12 protein-coding genes and 1 pseudogene are annotated in these 16,851 nt (G+C 46.4%); 4 read left to right on the top strand and 9 right to left on the bottom strand.

The genetic code is table 11. The features are described 5' to 3' along the window. Positions 1–73: 73 nt before the first annotated feature. The 7 genes and pseudogenes from leuS to lysS all read right to left on the bottom strand — a co-directional run bounded on the left by leuS (position 74) and on the right by lysS (position 11,590). A complete protein-coding gene (gene leuS, locus ADH68_RS05700) occupies positions 74–2,845 on the bottom strand; it encodes a leucine--tRNA ligase (protein WP_068961651.1) in 2,772 nt (923 codons plus the stop codon). 53 nt (positions 2,846–2,898) lie between these two features. After that, positions 2,899–3,879 (bottom strand): quinolinate synthase NadA, encoded by a 981-nt coding sequence (gene nadA, locus ADH68_RS05695; RefSeq protein ID WP_068961652.1) that lies wholly within the window; start codon positions 3,877–3,879, stop codon positions 2,899–2,901. An 812-nt stretch (positions 3,880–4,691) separates the two neighbouring features. Then, a pseudogene (locus ADH68_RS05685) lies at positions 4,692–5,299 on the bottom strand (CatA-like O-acetyltransferase, family 2). 164 nt (positions 5,300–5,463) lie between these two features. Next, complete coding sequence (locus tag ADH68_RS05680; RefSeq protein WP_161953071.1) at positions 5,464–6,390, bottom strand: leucine-rich repeat domain-containing protein; 927 nt, start codon at positions 6,388–6,390, stop codon at positions 5,464–5,466. Between the two features lie 1,031 nt (positions 6,391–7,421). Next, a complete protein-coding gene (locus ADH68_RS05675; protein WP_068961655.1) occupies positions 7,422–8,765 on the bottom strand; it encodes a glucose-6-phosphate isomerase in 1,344 nt (447 codons plus the stop codon). Positions 8,766–8,810: 45 nt separating this feature from the next. Continuing rightward, the gene (locus tag ADH68_RS05670; protein WP_232321398.1) at positions 8,811–9,824 is read right to left on the bottom strand and encodes an NAD(P)H-dependent glycerol-3-phosphate dehydrogenase; all 1,014 of its coding nucleotides are present in this window, start codon (positions 9,822–9,824) and stop codon (positions 8,811–8,813) included. 14 nt (positions 9,825–9,838) lie between these two features. Continuing rightward, entirely contained in the window at positions 9,839–11,590 is a 1,752-nt protein-coding gene (gene lysS, locus ADH68_RS05665) for a lysine--tRNA ligase (protein ID WP_068962158.1), read from the bottom strand. A gap of 203 nt (positions 11,591–11,793) precedes the next feature. Between lysS and ADH68_RS05660 the strand changes: the two genes are divergently transcribed. The 4 genes from ADH68_RS05660 to ADH68_RS05645 all read left to right on the top strand — a co-directional run bounded on the left by ADH68_RS05660 (position 11,794) and on the right by ADH68_RS05645 (position 15,354). Next, on the top strand, positions 11,794–12,816 hold the full coding sequence (locus tag ADH68_RS05660; protein WP_068961656.1) for a branched-chain amino acid aminotransferase: 1,023 nt from the start codon (positions 11,794–11,796) through the stop codon (positions 12,814–12,816). A 10-nt stretch (positions 12,817–12,826) separates the two neighbouring features. Then, positions 12,827–13,384 (top strand): HDIG domain-containing metalloprotein, encoded by a 558-nt coding sequence (locus ADH68_RS05655; protein WP_068961657.1) that lies wholly within the window; start codon positions 12,827–12,829, stop codon positions 13,382–13,384. Positions 13,385–13,606: 222 nt separating this feature from the next. Then, entirely contained in the window at positions 13,607–14,614 is a 1,008-nt protein-coding gene (locus ADH68_RS05650; RefSeq protein WP_068961658.1) for a PD40 domain-containing protein, read from the top strand. 44 nt (positions 14,615–14,658) lie between these two features. Beyond that, positions 14,659–15,354, top strand: coding sequence for a porin family protein (locus tag ADH68_RS05645; RefSeq protein WP_068961659.1), 696 nt, complete (start codon positions 14,659–14,661; stop codon positions 15,352–15,354). A 90-nt stretch (positions 15,355–15,444) separates the two neighbouring features. Here ADH68_RS05645 and ADH68_RS05640 read toward each other — a convergent pair whose 3' ends face one another. Both ADH68_RS05640 and ADH68_RS05635 read right to left on the bottom strand, forming a co-directional pair. Next, positions 15,445–15,945 (bottom strand): AAA family ATPase, encoded by a 501-nt coding sequence (locus tag ADH68_RS05640; RefSeq protein ID WP_157755872.1) that lies wholly within the window; start codon positions 15,943–15,945, stop codon positions 15,445–15,447. A 5-nt stretch (positions 15,946–15,950) separates the two neighbouring features. Then, on the bottom strand, positions 15,951–16,844 hold the full coding sequence (locus tag ADH68_RS05635; protein ID WP_068961661.1) for a DUF362 domain-containing protein: 894 nt from the start codon (positions 16,842–16,844) through the stop codon (positions 15,951–15,953). Positions 16,845–16,851: the final 7 nt, after the last annotated feature.

Raw genomic sequence — 16,851 nt, 5'->3', positions numbered from 1 at the left:
TCTATAATAAATCCGCCGGGTCTGAAATATCAGACTCGGCGGATTTCTATTTCTAAGAGCTTGCCTAAGGGTATCAGCCTACCACGATATTGACAATCTTGCCGGGCACCACGATAATCTTCCTTATCTGTTTGCCTTCAATCCATTTGGCGGCACCTTCATGCGCAAGAGCAATCTTTTCTATCTCTTCGCGCGGTGCATCGGCAGGTACCTGAATATTGTATCGAGCCTTACCGTTGAAGCTCACTGCCATAGTCACAGTCGACTCCACAAGGTACTCCTCGTTATGTACCGGCCATTTGGCATCACACACTGTAGTATCGTGTCCGAGCGCATGCCACAGCTCCTCTGCTATATGAGGTGCAAACGGAGCAATGAGCACAACCAGAGGTTCAAGAGCCTCACGACTATGACATTTGAGCTGTGTAAGTTCATTTACACATATCATAAATGCCGCTACCGAGGTATTATAGCTGAATGACTCTATATCGGCAGTTACCTTCTTGATAAGTTTATGCACGGCTTTCAGAGCATCCTTTGATGCAGATTCATCGCTCACAAGCAGATTGTCTCCCTTATAGAACAGGCTCCACAGTTTTCTGAGGAAGCGGTTCACACCGTCAATACCGTTTGTATCCCACGGTTTGCTTGCCTCAATCGGACCGAGGAACATTTCATACAGACGAAGTGTATCGGCACCATAGCGTTCTACTATATCATCGGGATTCACTACGTTGAACATCGATTTCGACATCTTCTCGACAGCATATCCACATACATACTTGCCATCCTCAAGGATAAATTCCGCATCCTTGAATTCCGGACGCCATGCACGGAACTTTTCTGTATCAAGCACATCGTTGCTTACAATATTGACGTCGACATGGATAGGAGTAGTGTCATACTCTTTGCGCAGACCGGCCGATACGAATGTATTGGTATCCTTTATGCGGTACACAAAATTACTTCGACCCTGAATCATGCCCTGGTTGACAAGTTTACGGAAAGGCTCGTCGCGACATACCACTCCGAGGTCATAGAGGAACTTGTTCCAGAAACGACTGTAGATAAGATGCCCCGTGGCATGCTCCGTACCGCCGATGTAAAGGTCTACATCCTGCCAGTATCCGTCAGCCTCCTCGCTTACCAAAGCATTGTCGTTCTTCGGATCCATATAGCGCAGATAGTATGCGCTCGAACCGGCAAAACCGGGCATTGTATTCAGTTCAAGTGGATAACCCTCGGCTGTCTTCCAGTTCTTGGCACGTCCCAAAGGAGGCTCTCCTGTCTCAGTAGGCAGGAATTTATCCACCTCAGGAAGTTCGAGAGGCAGACTTTCCTCCGGAAGCAGCGTGGGGATACCATCCTTGTAATACACCGGGAATGGCTCGCCCCAATAGCGCTGACGACTGAATATGGCGTCGCGTAGACGATAGTTCACCTTTACCTTGCCTATACCTTTCTCTTCTATAAATTTCTTGGTAGTGGCAATTGCGTCCTTCACCTCCATACCGTTAAGGTCAAGCTCAGCGCTTGCCGAGTTAATCATCTTGCCGGATTTGGCGTCGAAACTCTCCTCCGACACATCGGCTCCCTCTATCAGTGGTATTACAGGAAGATTGAAATGACGGGCGAAAGCATAGTCGCGGCTGTCGTGTGCAGGCACTGCCATGATAGCTCCCGTACCGTAGCCGGCAAGCACGTAATCGCTCACCCATACAGGAATATTCTTTCCGGTAAGAGGATTCACAGCATATGCGCCGGTGAATACACCGCTTACCTTTTTATCTATCATACGCTCGCGCTCTGTCTTATGCTTCACTTCATCAAGATATGCATCCACCGCACCACGCTGCTCGGGAGTGGTTATCATGTCAACATAGACACTCTCGGGAGCAAGCACCATGAATGTTACTCCGAAAACGGTATCGGCGCGGGTAGTGAAGATTTCAAGTTCTACATCACTGCCGTCTATAGGGAAACGCATCTCAGCACCTTCCGAACGGCCTATCCAGTTGCGCTGTGTCTCCTTGAGCGAGTCGGTCCAGTCTATTGTGTCAAGACCGTCGAGCAGACGCTGTGCATAAGCCGATACACGCAGACACCACTGATACATCAGTTTCTGCTCCACAGGATATCCGCCACGCAACGAAACACCCTCGCTTACCTCGTCATTGGCAAGCACTGTACCAAGTTTCGGACACCAGTTTACCATTGTATCGGCAAGAAAAGCGATACGGTAGTTCATCAGAGTATCGCTCTTCTCCTTGGGCGACATACCTTTCCATTCCTCGGCTGTGAATTCCATATCCTTTCCGCAGGCTGCATTCACACCCTCTGTTCCCGACTTCTCGAAGTGGGCTATAAGATCCACTACAGGCATTGCCTTGTCGGCATTACGGTCATAGTAATGCTCATACATCTTCATGAACGCCCACTGTGTCCATTTATAATACGATGGGTCGCATGTACGTATCTCGCGGTCCCAGTCGTAGCAGAAGCCTATCTTGTCGAGCTGGCTGCGGTAGCGGTCAATATTCTCGAATGTGGTCTTTTCCGGATGCTGTCCGGTCTGTATGGCATACTGCTCGGCAGGCAGACCATATGAGTCATAGCCCATGGGATGAAGCACATTGAAGCCATTGAGTCTCTTATAGCGGGAATATATATCACTTGCTATATAGCCAAGGGGATGTCCTACATGAAGTCCAGCTCCGGAAGGATAGGGGAACATGTCGAGCACATAGTATTTCGGACGTGAGCGGTCTATCTCAGTTTTGTATGTCTTATGATCTTTCCAATACTGTTGCCAGCGCGATTCGATCTCTTTATGGTTGTATTCCATATTATATTATGATTATTTTATTTTCTAAAAGTACACTCTGCCCAATATCTGTGTCAAAGTCCGAGCTTAGCGCTTATTTCAAGCATTCTCTCTATAGGCTTGCGGCCACGTGCAGCCGTATCGGCATCTACATTCACTTCAGGCTGTTCATACCGCAAACAGTTGTACAGCTTTTCAAGAGTATTCAGCTTCATATATCCACAGTCATTGCATGCGCATGTGGAGTCATTGGGAGCGGCAGGGATAAATGTCTTATCCGGACAACGCTTGCGCATCTCATGGAGTATGCCGCTCTCTGTGGCTACTATAAATTCCGTTTCATCTGACTCTACGGCATATTTAAGAAGTGCCGCAGTAGATCCTACATGGTCGGCAAGAATTATAAGCTGGCGTGGACACTCTGGATGAGCAAGCACCTTAGCCTTTGGATACTCTTTTTTCAGCTCCACAAGTTTCTCTACAGAAAACTGCTCGTGAACATGGCATGCGCCGTTCCACAGTTTCATAGAGCGTCCGGTTATGGAATTGATATAATTGCCGAGGTTGCGGTCTGGACCAAAGATGATAGGGGTGTCTTCAGGAAGACTCTCTACAATCTGCCGCGCATTGGATGATGTCACCACTATATCAGTAAGGCTTTTCACAGCAGCCGAAGTGTTGACATAGCTTATTACCGTATGCCCGGGATTGGATTCTATGAACTCCTTGAATTCATCGGCCTTGCAGCTGTCGGCCAGCGAGCATCCTGCCGACAGGTCGGGTATAAGCACCTTCTTGTCGGGACAAAGCATCTTGGCCGTTTCGCCCATGAAATTTACTCCACACAGTACTATCACAGGCTCGTCGAGACGCGAGGCAATCTGAGCCAAAGCCAGAGAGTCACCTATATAGTCGGCGAGATCCTGTATTTCACCCTTCTGATAGTAGTGGGCCAGAATCACTGCGTTCTTCTCTTTCTTGAGTCTTTTTATCTCTGCTACAAGGTCGGTACCAGGCTCTACTGGAGCATCGACATAGCCTTTTTCTATATTCATCTGCTGATATGTGATGAGGATTGAGAATGACTTATATGTATATTATTCGTTATCCACATGGTTTCTACCTGATATCAACATTTCTTTTATTGGATTATCAGATATTTAGCATGTTTATCAACATATGGTTGATAACTGCAAAGTTAATATAATTTCCTCAAAGACTCAAACCATTGGCCTATGTAGACATGTTGTAAATCGCAGAAAGCCACAGAAGCAGCACGGCTCTTTCATTTAAGATGTGTATTTATAGCAATAATTCATAACTTTACACACAGCGATGCCGAAGCATCGACTTAGGTGTTTCTTTAACATATGAATAAATTTTTTAAGAGGCGGAAGAGCCTTCCCGGCCACTCCGCCTCTATTTTCGCCATACGAAAAATAAGCATTAAGAGCTTGTTTAATAATAAATGTTACCGTCAGGGCGGTCAGTCGTCGGACAGATTTTCGCTTGTGATGAGGGAGTTATGGGACTCCATAACGACCGAAGAGCGGGCGGAAATATGCCGGCGAATGGCCGACGAGAGGTAATTTGTTTCATATAGTTGATATATTTTTGCATTTACCTTACAAGCAGCCAAGAGATTGTATAGGTTATAAAGTTACCTTTTGTCTCGTATATCTTGGCCGCTTTTAGCCCTATTCCTCAGTCATGTACATAAAGTACACTCCTTCGTCACATGTCGAAAATCGACTCAAGCTATACGACCCTGGCGGCAACATTTATTATTAAACAAACTCTAATTTGCTGATTTACAATTTTTCAGCTTAATCTATACTAAATTTTTTTAAATGAAAGAGAAAAATAACTATAGTGCGTGTATTTCCTTTTGCAATAAATCAAGGAAACGGGCAGCATGTGCTCCGTCCATCTGTGTATGGTGAAATTGAAATGACACTGACAGTGTGGTCTTAAACCAGCCTTTACGGTATCTTGCCCCATATCATGAACGGGTTGTTGAATATACCGCTATACATCCCCACTGCACCATCAATGTCGTATTGCACCAATGCCGATGTGCCTATCACCATGCTGTCTGCCAAATCATGATTCTCACAAGTTTCGGCAACTTGGCTGGTAAGCCTGAGATAGTCGGTGTTGAATACTGCCAGGTCATTAGAGAACGGTATGTCGCACGAACTTACTTCACCAGTTTTATTGGCAACAATGGTGTTTACTGCGATTGTATCATATCGTACCAGTTTGCCGGCAACCATAGAATTCTTCGATGCTTGTTGCCGCCTTACCGATACACCAACACATCAGCATATTAAACTTCAGTCCTTTACTTCGGCTTACTTTTATAAGTCGTGACACATCAAGCGTTTTAAAGAATGTGACCATAGGCATCGGAGCCTTCGTCCACGTCTCAAACGCGTATGCCCTGGTTGTTTCTTTAGGGTTTATCTCTTCCATTTATTTGTTTTTAGTATAGAAATGGTTTATTGGGTACCTAAATAAGCAGTTAAAATACAGCGTACGATCAAGATTATTCGCTATAATTACGGGGGCTTAGAACCATCCATAAGGGACAACCTATGTACGCTGTATTAGATAAGATCAACTAAAACCTACAGCTGTTATCTCACCACAATCTTCTTACTATTATTGCCTTGTCTGATAATGTATATCCCGGGGGCAAGACCGTCTATGTCTTGTCCTACCTGCCGGCCGTAGAGATCAAACACATGTAATGGCCCGCTTGCATCCATATCTGAAGCGATATCAGTAATACCAGAGTATTCAGGAGCTTCCTTAATCTCGGAAAAATATTTGCTCCAGGATGAGTTTTTATATAATTCGATACTCTCGGCCGGAACATACAAAGTCATAGCCGACTCGTCTGCCCGACTTCTTACAGCCATTTCTTCCTCCGAAAAAAACACATCACTCTCAATATAAGGTGGTTCTATTGAATAGACATAGAAATGCCTTAAATTAGGACATTTCTGAAATGCAGCAAAACTGATATAAAAACATTCAGTCGGAATAACCACTTTGGTCAATGATGTGCATCCATAACAAAACTTCTCTCCGATACCCAAGCTATAATATGTGGTACCATCTTCTTTATAGAATTTGTAGTGAGCCTTGGGTGTCGTCAATTCCGTCAATGAAACACATTCTTCGAACATATAATCGGGGAGACTTGACATATCAGTAAAAGATGGCAAAGTTATACGTTTTAAATTACTATTTCTTCTGAACGCGCCATCCCCAAACTGCCTTACAGTCTCAGGCACAATAATCTCCTCAACAGTCGCACCACCGTGTATACCATAAACATATGTATTGGTATAAGTCTTCTGTGTGTAAGTATTTGTCACAGACGCCGGAATGTTTGCAATCTTTTGTGCTTTACCCCAGATAAAGCCATCACATCTTACTTCACTCTCATTAAAAATTTCCCACTCATAACCCTCTGCCTGAAAAGCCGAGGCAGAGACATGGGCCGAAAGCATCAGTCCAAACGACAGGACACATTTTCCACTTAAATTTCTTATCATATTCTTAAAAAAATACCGCCGGACTCCCCTCTTTGGTTCTGATTGGTTTATAAAAAAAGCGTAGGAATCTGTATCTGTTACCGTCCTACTCCCTGAGGCTTCTCGCATTGCCCATCAATAGTCGGACGGCAACGAAGAAGCCCACGCTTATATATGTAATCCATGCATCCGACAGTATGCCTCTCACGAGACAATATGCCGAATGTAAGAATATTACATACCTAATGGACATCTACCGTTGCTCAATCCCTGACTATTGATAGAAATTTTGCGAGAATCTCAGAGAGTCAAGAATCAGCGCTGATAAACGCTTTTCACAGAAATGTCTTTACCACTATCTTTTGTGGCAAAAATACATCTACACATCAATCTTATTCAGAAAGAAAAGTGCTCAGTATTCGCCTGTAAATTTAAATATTTTAGTCCAACCAGCAAAACAATATATGCTAATAAATTTTACCGAAAAGTATCCTGATTGTTCAGCCAAAGATTATCATCATCAACATTAACCTATTATTATTTAAGATTAAAAATTTTTTCTCTTTTCTATATTGTAGTGTTTATTGACGTTGATAATTAGGATAACTTTTAGTTGATTTGCTTGTATATTAAGTTATTGATGTTCCATCAACTCAACTTACATCTTTATCAACATGTAATATGGTAGAACTTAGATATATGTCGATGTTATTTACATTGCGTTGATAACGTTATTGGTTGAAAAAAATATATGATTTCATACCTTGAAAACATATGTCATGCCTGTTGAAACAGTGCTGATACAATTGCTGAAACTCTTTTGGACGGTGAGTGTACATTTTAGCTATATACAAAAATTCCATAAACTCCAAATCTACTTATTAAAACTTCCTTTATATTTCTCAACCTTTATCAACATTGTTTTCAACAACTGTCTGCACATATATGCAATAGAAAAAATACCTGTGCCATTTGGATAATGGCACAGGTATTTTTAGGATATATAGATTATCAACAATTTGTGTTGATAATACTGTCTGAAAACCGGATTATCAGAGTTTTGCTTTTATTTCCTTTGTGGCTTCCTCATAACCGGGTTTTTCAAGAAGAGCAAACATATTCTTTTTGTAGGCCTCTACACCGGGCTGGTTGAATGGATTCACACCGAGCAGATATCCGGAGATGCCGCAGGATATCTCGAAGAAATAGATAAGTTGTCCGAGATACTCTTCGGAGAGTTCAGGCACAATGATACGCATGTTGGGCACTCCGCCATCCACATGGGCGATACGTGTACCCAGCTCGGCCATCTTGTTTACATCGTCGACATGCTTGCCGGCGATGTAGTTGAGACCGTCGAGATTAGCCTCGTCAGAGGGGATAAGTTTTTCCGATTTTGACTTTTCAACGGAAATTACAGTCTCGAAGATAGTGCGCTCGCCATCCTGTATCCACTGGCCCATCGAGTGGAGGTCGGTAGAGAAGTCGACAGCTGCGGGGAAGATTCCCTTGTGGTCCTTGCCTTCGCTTTCTCCATAAAGCTGTTTCCACCATTCTCCGAAGAAGTGGAGTTTAGGATTATAGTTGACAAGAATCTCTGTCTTCTTACCGGCGCGGTACAGAGCGTTGCGGGTCGATGCATAGAGTTCGGCCATGTTGCTGTCGGATGCGTTGGCAAGTTCTTTTTCCATTTCTGCAGCACCCTTTACGAGCTTCTTGATATCGTAGCCGGCTACTGCAATGGGGAGAAGTCCTACCGGAGTGAGTACTGAGAAACGTCCGCCCACGTTGTCCTCGATTACGAAGGTACGGTAGCTCTCTTCTGTTGCGAGCTGGCGCAGAGCTCCACGCTTGGCATCGGTGATGGCCACGATGAGGTTTTTGGCGGCTTCCTTGCCTGCCTGGGCCTCAAGCTGCTCCTTGAGCAGACGGAAAGCTATGGCGGGTTCGGTAGTGGTGCCTGACTTGGATATAACGATGATACCGAATTTCTTGTCCTTAAGGAATTCCTGCAGTTCAGCGAGATATTCCTCGCCTATATTCTGGCCGGCAAAGAGTACTTTGGGAGCACCCTTAGAAGTAGATGTATAGGCGTCAAATGAATTGTTGAGAGCCTCGATTACGGCTTTTGCTCCCAGATAAGAACCACCGATGCCTACCGACACTACATATTCGCATGAGTTGCGGAGGTCGTTGGCCACCTCGATGATTTCATCAAGTTCTTTCATGGATGTACGAGAAGGAAGATCGTACCATCCGAGGAAGTCATTTCCCTCGCCGGTACCGTTCTTCACCATGTCGATAGCCTTGGTGGCTTCTTCCGATTCAATCTGTCGGATTTCCTTTTCTGAGACAAACTTCAGTACTGAGTTGATGTCTAATTTGATTTTTTCCATAAGGTATATGAAAATTTGTTTAGGTATGAGTATACTTGTTAGTGGTTATGTAAGATGATGGCTGATGCGTTCCATTATCTTTGCTGCCGGCAGAGAGCGATAGAGGATATCGTATACGCCTTCGAGTATTGGCATGTCGGCTCCGATGACGAGGTTTATCTCATGCATGCATTTGGCTGCATAGTACCCCTCGGTTACCATCTCCATTTCCATCATGGCGCGGCGCACGGCGCATCCGCGGCCTATCATGGAACCGAAATTGTGGTTGCGTGAAAATTTTGAATAGGCAGTTACAAGCAGGTCGCCGAGATATACCGAATGGCATATACAGCGTTCGCCGCCCACAGCCTTGTCTATAAAACGCTCCATCTCTTTTGCTGCATTGGCTACAAGGATAGCCTGGAAGTTGTCGCCTGCCTTCATTCCGTGGACTATTCCCGAGGCTATGGCATAAACGTTTTTAAGCACACCGCCATATTCGATACCGCGCACATCGCCGGATATAAGCGTGCGCATCGCCGGGCCATTAAGACAACGGGCGAAAGCCTCGGCGGCATCCTTGCTTTCTGAGCCTACGGTAAGGTAGCTCAGACGTCCGAGAGCCACCTCTTCGGCATGGCACGGACCGGACACGACAATCATTCTCGAAGGGTCGATATTGTATCGTTCTTCAAGATAGTCGGTGACAAGCTGATTTTCATCGGGGATTATCCCCTTTGTAGCTATAACAATATTTTTGTCCGAAATGTTGGTATCGAGCTTTGCAAGATGGCTTTTGAAGTATGGGGAAGGCATCGCCATGAGCAACGTGTCTGCATCTCTTGCCGCGGCATTTATATCGCTCGTGAAGTCTATGCGGTCGATTGGGAATTCTACATCCGACAGATATGCCGGATTATGACCGATACGTCTGAATTCCTCTATCCGGTCGTCGCGCCTCATGTACCATATTATACGCTCTTCATTGCGTATGATAAGTTTTGCAAGGGCAGTTGCCCATGAGCCGCCGCCCATGACGGCAATCCGTCCGGGCAGCGGGTGTGGCATATTGTTATCCATACCTTTGGAGTGCATTATTCAGCCTCCTCTTCCTTTTGCGACGCAGATGCGACCACCCAGTTCTTTACATCCTCCTGTGAGGGATTCTTGAGTTCGAGTTTGAATTTTTTGTTGAGACCGCAGATATCCTGGAACAGTTTCCCCGGATTGGCTGTGGCGAGCTGGGCTACGGTATATACGCCGGCTTTCTGCAATACCGGTACCCATTCGGCCGGTACGCCTGCCGTGGCATATGCTTCAGCATTATCACGTTTTTCTACTTTTTCGGGGCGCATCTGCGGGAAGAGAAGCACTTCCTGTATTGTGGTCTGGCCGGTCATGAGCATTACCAGACGGTCCATGCCGATACCCATGCCTGAGGTGGGGGGCATACCGTATTCGAGAGCACGTATGAAGTCCTTGTCGATAATCATGGCTTCGTCATCGCCTTTCTCGGCAAGACGCATCTGCTCGACAAAGCGTTCATACTGGTCGATGGGGTCGTTGAGCTCAGAGTAGGCGTTGGCAAGCTCCTTGCCGTTGACCATGAGTTCGAAGCGCTCGGTAAGTTCGGGATTGTCGCGGTGGCGCTTGGTAAGGGGCGACATCTCGATGGGATAATCGGTGATGAAGGTAGGCTGGATATATGAGCCTTCACATTTCTCGCCAAACATTTCGTCGATGAGCTTGCCCTTGCCCATAGTGTCATCCACTTCGATGCCCATGCCGCGGGCAGCCGCTCTCAGTTCTTCCTCGTTCTTGCCGTTGATGTCGAATCCTGTGTGCTCGAGGATAGCGTCGCGCATGGTGATGCGTTTGAAAGGTGCCTTGAATGATATTACGTTGTCGCCGACTTTTACCTCGGTGGTGCCGTTTACATCCATGCATATCTTCTCAAGCATGCGTTCGGTGAAGTCCATCATCCAGTTGTAGTCCTTGTAGGCTACATAGATTTCCATACAGGTAAACTCCGGATTGTGGGTACGGTCCATGCCTTCGTTGCGGAAGTTCTTGGAGAACTCGTATACACCCTCGAATCCACCTACAATGAGGCGCTTGAGATATAGCTCGTCGGCGATACGAAGATACAGGGGTATGTCGAGAGCATTATGGTGGGTAATGAATGGACGGGCTGCCGCTCCGCCGGGGATCGACTGTAGTATAGGGGTCTCCACTTCCATGTAGCCGGCCTCGTTGAAGAACTGACGCATGGAGTTGAATACCTTTGTGCGCTTGATGAAGATTTCTTTCACACCGTCGTTGACCACAAGGTCGACATAACGGCGGCGATAGCGTAGTTCGGGGTCATCGAAAGCATCGTATGTGACACCGTCCTTCACTTTCACTATAGGTAGCGGGCGCAGCGATTTGCTCAGTACTGTGAGCTTCTTGGCATGGACGGATATCTCGCCGGTCTGGGTGCGGAACACAAAGCCCTTCACTCCTACGAAGTCGCCTATGTCAAGGAGTTTCTTGAACACTACGTTGTAGAGATCCTTGTCTTCGCCCGGACATAAATCATCGCGAGAAATATATACCTGTATGCGTCCTCTGGAGTCCTGAAGTTCCATGAACGATGCTTTTCCCATGATGCGTCGGCTCATGATACGTCCGGCCACGCACACCTCTCTTTGTGGAGCGTCGTCGCTGAATGTTTCTTTGATTTCGGTGGTATATGCGTCGACCGGATAGAGGGCGGCAGGATAGGGATCGATACCGCGGTTGCGCATCTCGTCGAGCGAGCCGCGGCGTATAATCTCTTGTTCGCTGAGTTCAAGTAAGTTGATAGCCATATTGCTTTTACTGTAATGTTTTGTCAATTAATCGCAAAATTAACGATTTTATCTCTATTCGCCAATTTTGATACATAATGATAAAATAAAATAGTTTGATAAAGGGTGACAAGTGAAATATTTTTGTAAATTCGCGGTAGAAAGTAATTGATTCAACTGTGGAGCCTGTCTGCAGTTGTTTAAAACATAAAATAGTTATGGATAAAGAATTAGACTGGAGCCATCTTTCATTTGGCTATATTCCTACCGATTGCAATGTACGTTGCTGCTTCCGCGACGGCAAATGGGGTGATATAGAGGTATCTCAGTCAGAGACCATCGATCTCCATATTGCAGCTACCTGCCTCCACTACGGGCAGGAGATATTCGAGGGTCTGAAGGCTTTCCGTGGAAAAGACGGAAAGATACGTGTGTTCCGCCTTGAAGAGAATGCCCGGCGTATTATAGAATCGGCTAAAGGAATCATGATGGAGCCGGTGCCCGTAGAGCTTTTTACCGAGATGGTCAAGAAGGTGGTAAAGCTTAATGAGCGCTTTGTGCCCCCGTATGGCAGCGGTGCCTCGCTTTATATCCGTCCGCTTGAAATCGGTATCTCGGCACAGGTTGGGGTAAAGCCTGCCAAGGAATATATGTTCATAATACTCGTTACTCCGGTTGGGCCGTACTTCAAGGAGGGATTTAAGCCCACCAATATATGTGTTATGCGCGAATTTGACCGTGTGGCTCCCAAGGGTACCGGACGATGGAAAGTAGGTGGCAACTATGCCGCCAGTCTTGAGGCGGGTGAGAAAGCCCATTCACTCGGATACAGTGCGGTGCTTTATCTTGATCCTAAAGAAAAGAAATATATCGACGAGTGTGGTCCGGCCAACTTCTTCGCCATAAAGGACGGCAAGTATATTACTCCGGCGTCAGAGTCTATTCTTCCCTCGATTACCAACAAGAGCCTCATGCAGCTCGCACGTGATATGGGCATCGAGGTAGAGGCGCGCCATATACCTATAGAAGAGCTCGCTGAAATTGAAGAAGCGGCCGCATGCGGCACTGCCGCCGTAGCATCGCCTGTAGCTGAAATCGACGACCTCGACACAGGTATAAAGTATGTGGTAAGCAAGGACGGACAGCCCGGGCCTGTCACAACAGCTCTCTACAACCGTCTCCGCGCCATACAGCTCGGCGAAGAGCCCGACGTGCATGGCTGGAATACTATTATTGACTGATTGTGATTGAATGACTACTGATTATCAGGCTATAATCGACAAATATTATCCCGCATCAGGAGACAATCCCCTGATGCGGGAAATATATATGAAGCATGCATGCCAGGTAGCCGATATGGCTGTGGCCCTTAACGAGGCGGCCCGGCTCGGACTCGATGCCGATATGGTACGCGGTGCGGCTATGCTCCACGATATAGGCATTTGCCGTACGAAAGCTCCGGGAATACATTGCTTAGGCGAAGAACCTTATATACGACATGGCATAATCGGTGCAGGGATGTTGCGCGAAGAGGGCGCTCCCGAGGAATGGGCACGTGTGGCCGAAACCCATACCGGCACAGGACTCACTGCGGAAGATATAGTCCAGCAGCAGCTGCCGCTTCCGGAATGCGACTATATGCCCGAGTCAATACTTGAGAAACTCGTATGCTATGCCGACAAATTCTATTCTAAATCGGGCGCCATGGAGAAGCGCACTGTAGCCAAAGCGAGGGCAGCCCTGGCGCGCCACGGTGGTGACTCGCTGATGCGCTTTGATGCCATGCACCGCATGTTCGGCTACGTATAGCCGACAATCTGTACATATATTTATATATAGCATTGTGCGGTATCCTGTGCGAACAGTGTATCGCGCAGTTCTTAGTGTATTATCAAGTCCTGAGAAGGATTAACATTACAAAATGTATATTTTAATTATTATTAACAATCGGGGGGGTAATTGGTTAACAAATGTGTAAATTTGTAGCTGTTTTACAATTATATAAACCAGTTCATTATTTACAACATTTCAATGAATAAAATTTTCGCAGCCATCCTTACAATTTCGCTTCTGGCAGTAAATGCAGAGGCTAAAAAGATAAAGTTTGACTACTCTGTCGTAAATGTACCTGAAGAGGGAGGTGTTAATTTTGAGCGTATTACCGACGATGCCGATTGTGTGTTGTATACTGTCAACAATCGTACGGGCATATTCGGCAAGAAGAAAGCCTCGGGGGTAGACTGGTGGGTAAACCCGCAGATAGCCATATCGCCCGACGGACAGAAGATAGCTTATATCAATCTCAAAAATGGTACTCAGAATATTATGGTGAAGAATGCCAAGAAGGGCGGTGCAAGCGTGCAGCGCACATTCCGTACAGCTGTCGAGGACTTCAGCTGGAGTCCCGACGGTACTACTCTGTGTTTTACTGAAGTACGCAACGGACATCACGGCATATATCTTGTTAATGCCGAGCAGGGATCGGTGGTTAAACAGATTTCAGGAGGTAATGACAATGACTATGGAGGTGTTCTTTCCCGCGATGGAAATACCATTTTCTTCCACCGTGGAGAGGGATTTCAGTCATACAGCATATGGAGCTATGACCGCAAGACCAACCTTTTTTCCAACTATTCTCGTGGCATGACACCGGTGTTGATTCCCGGAAAGGATAATGAGATATATTGCGCACGTTTCACCGACCAGAAGGAGAGCGAGATATGGCGTATCAATTTTGAGACCGGTGTAGAGGAGATAATATTGTCGCAACCCGGACGCAGCTTCACCACTCCGCAGCTTTCACCTGACGGCAAATGGCTACTGGTGACAGGTACAAGTGTATCGGAAAAGGATAAGGCAATAAATACCGACATTTTTGTAGTGCGTACTGACGGTACTAATCTTACCCAGCTTACTTATCATCCCGGCAACGATATGTCGGCAATATGGTCGCCCGACGGAAAGTATATCTATTTCCTTTCCCAGCGCGGCTCGGCCAACCGCATATTCAACGTATGGAAAATGTCATTCGACCTTTGATACAACACCTAACCACCAGTTATTAACCATAATTTATTTTTGCAATGAAAAAATTATTTCTGACTGCTCTGGCAGTAGTATCAGCTCTCGGCCTTTCGGCACAGCGTGCTTCCGATTCGTCTGAATTTTCATTCTGGGATACTGACGAAGTTGAACAGAGCATTGTCATCGGTCCGCGTGTAGGCCTGAATGTCTCTACTTACTCTGTTGATAAGATTGATGACTCCGACCTCGGTTCAAAGGTGGGATTCAGTGCCGGTCTGGCTGTAGAGTTTCCCATCGTACGTTCTTTCTATATCAATACAGGTCTGTTCTACACCGTGAAGGGCGCCAAGGAGGAGGTCACTGAAGATGGCTATACTGCCAAGACCACTATGACCGCCGGTTATCTTGAACTCCCTGTATATGCTTCTTATCGTCTTAACTTCGCGGAAGAGTCGCAGCTTCAGATTAACTTTGGTCCCTATTTCGCTTATGGTGTAAACGGCAAAATGAAATATGAGGATAACGAAGGAAATACTGATATAGATCTTTTTGGCGTTTCTGACGAGGATGACTATAAGGCCGGCTTAAAGCGTTTTGATTTCGGTCTGGGCGTAGGTCTCGGATATACTTTCCATAAGGTATATCTTGGCATGAACTATCAGTTCGGTCTTGTCAACATCGCAGATAAGAAGGAATGGGAGAATGCTTCGATAAAGAACAGCAACTTTAATATATCGCTGGGCTATAACTTCTGATTTCATCCGGAGATAGCTCTGTAAAAAGGTACTTATCAACAACATATCCGCCGTAGCATCGCGATAGATGCTACGGCGGTTTGCTTTTTGTCAGATGGAATTGCATATGATTGCATTTTCATCAATATATGGTATCTCGAAATTGGTGTAGAACCGGTAGAGATTCTTCTCGTCTACTATCAGGTCATCAGGGCCTGTGTCTTTGCGCTCCGATAGTCTTTCTTTGAGTATGTGCAGCGGGGCCGACATATAGACTATGACCGGCTGTATCCCTTTGCTGATGCATAGGGCCCGCATTTGGTCGCGCTTTGCACGGCGGCACATGGTTGAGTCGACAACTACTTTCTTACCGATGTCAATAAGCGATATCATCTGTTGGGCCAGCTCATGTTGAGCCTCCATGAATATTTCTTTCTGTCGTTGGAGTGGGAAATGTGTGAAGTCACTGCCATATTTATTCCATACGATGTCGTCGGATGAAATGCGGCAGAACCCTGCTTGTTCAAGCCTGCGGGCGAAAAACGTCTTTCCCGAACCGCTTACTCCGCACATAATTACTACCTGTGCTTCTTTGGCTTTTTCTATGGCCACACGCATCAGAACTCGATATTCTCGATTACATATTTCTGCGAGCCGAGTCCCATCTGCTCTGCATAGTCGAGTAGATGGGTGCCGCAGCGCGATTCGATACGTTCGATGAGGTGGGATTTTCCCGGGTCCGGCGAGTTGTACACCATGTCGATGCTCGCACGGTCGAGCGCTACAGGGTCGAGCGAGGCGAGTATGCCGATATCCTCCATGTGTATGGTTTCCGGTTCGGCCACGCAGTCGCAGTCGACCGACAGGTTGTTGGCTACGTTAATGTATAGTATCCGGTCTCCTGCCTTGTCGAATACCGACTCGCAGGCTTCAGCCATTGATTCGAGGAAGTCTTCCTGAGAGGGCACATTCTCCCAATCGACAGGCACATCCAGTGAGCGGCCTGCTGTATGTATCCATGCCTTGCCGCGCGACGACGCCATGCCGATAGCCACATTCTTGAGCGCACCGCCGAATCCTGCCATAGGATGTCCCTTGAAGTGCGACAGCACGATTGTGAAGTCGTAATTTTCCCAGTTTTTTCCTACATAGTTGCGATTCAGATGGCGTCCGTTTCTTACAGGAAGCTCGATATCGCCCTCTGCATCCATTATATCTACGTCGGCTATAGCAGTGAAACCATGTTCGGCGGCTGTCTGCATATGTTCGGCGACAGTGTTGCGGCGTCCCTCGTAAGCTGTGTTGCATTCCACTATAGTGCCCTTTGTAAGCTGTACCAGCTGTTTTATCACATCGGTGCTTAGATGGTTGGGGTTGCCGGCTTCTCCGGTCGAGAGTTTTATTGCCACACGACCTTTAGCCTCGCGTCCGAGAGCCTGATATGCCTTGACAAGATTTTCAGCATTGATTCGCGAACAGAAATATACTTTTGAGGGATTTTCTTTCTCCATGACGATT

This window comes from Muribaculum intestinale (assembly GCF_002201515.1).
GTDB classification, from domain to species: domain Bacteria; phylum Bacteroidota; class Bacteroidia; order Bacteroidales; family Muribaculaceae; genus Muribaculum; species Muribaculum intestinale.
Note: the sequence above shows the minus strand (reverse complement) of the source record. Positions and strands in the feature narration are given on the sequence as shown.

Coding starts and splice junctions, on each gene's coding strand:
- ADH68_RS05680 (WP_161953071.1), bottom strand. CDS start 6,390: ATGATAAGAAATTTAAGTGGAAAATGTGTCCTGTCGTTTGGACTGATG.
- ADH68_RS05670 (WP_232321398.1), bottom strand. CDS start 9,824: ATGGATAACAATATGCCACACCCGCTGCCCGGACGGATTGCCGTCATG.
- ADH68_RS05655 (WP_068961657.1), top strand. CDS start 12,827: ATGACTACTGATTATCAGGCTATAATCGACAAATATTATCCCGCATCA.
- ADH68_RS05645 (WP_068961659.1), top strand. CDS start 14,659: ATGAAAAAATTATTTCTGACTGCTCTGGCAGTAGTATCAGCTCTCGGC.
- ADH68_RS05675 (WP_068961655.1), bottom strand. CDS start 8,765: ATGGAAAAAATCAAATTAGACATCAACTCAGTACTGAAGTTTGTCTCA.
- ADH68_RS05635 (WP_068961661.1), bottom strand. CDS start 16,844: ATGGAGAAAGAAAATCCCTCAAAAGTATATTTCTGTTCGCGAATCAAT.
- nadA (WP_068961652.1), bottom strand. CDS start 3,879: ATGAATATAGAAAAAGGCTATGTCGATGCTCCAGTAGAGCCTGGTACC.
- ADH68_RS05660 (WP_068961656.1), top strand. CDS start 11,794: ATGGATAAAGAATTAGACTGGAGCCATCTTTCATTTGGCTATATTCCT.
- ADH68_RS05650 (WP_068961658.1), top strand. CDS start 13,607: ATGAATAAAATTTTCGCAGCCATCCTTACAATTTCGCTTCTGGCAGTA.
- leuS (WP_068961651.1), bottom strand. CDS start 2,845: ATGGAATACAACCATAAAGAGATCGAATCGCGCTGGCAACAGTATTGG.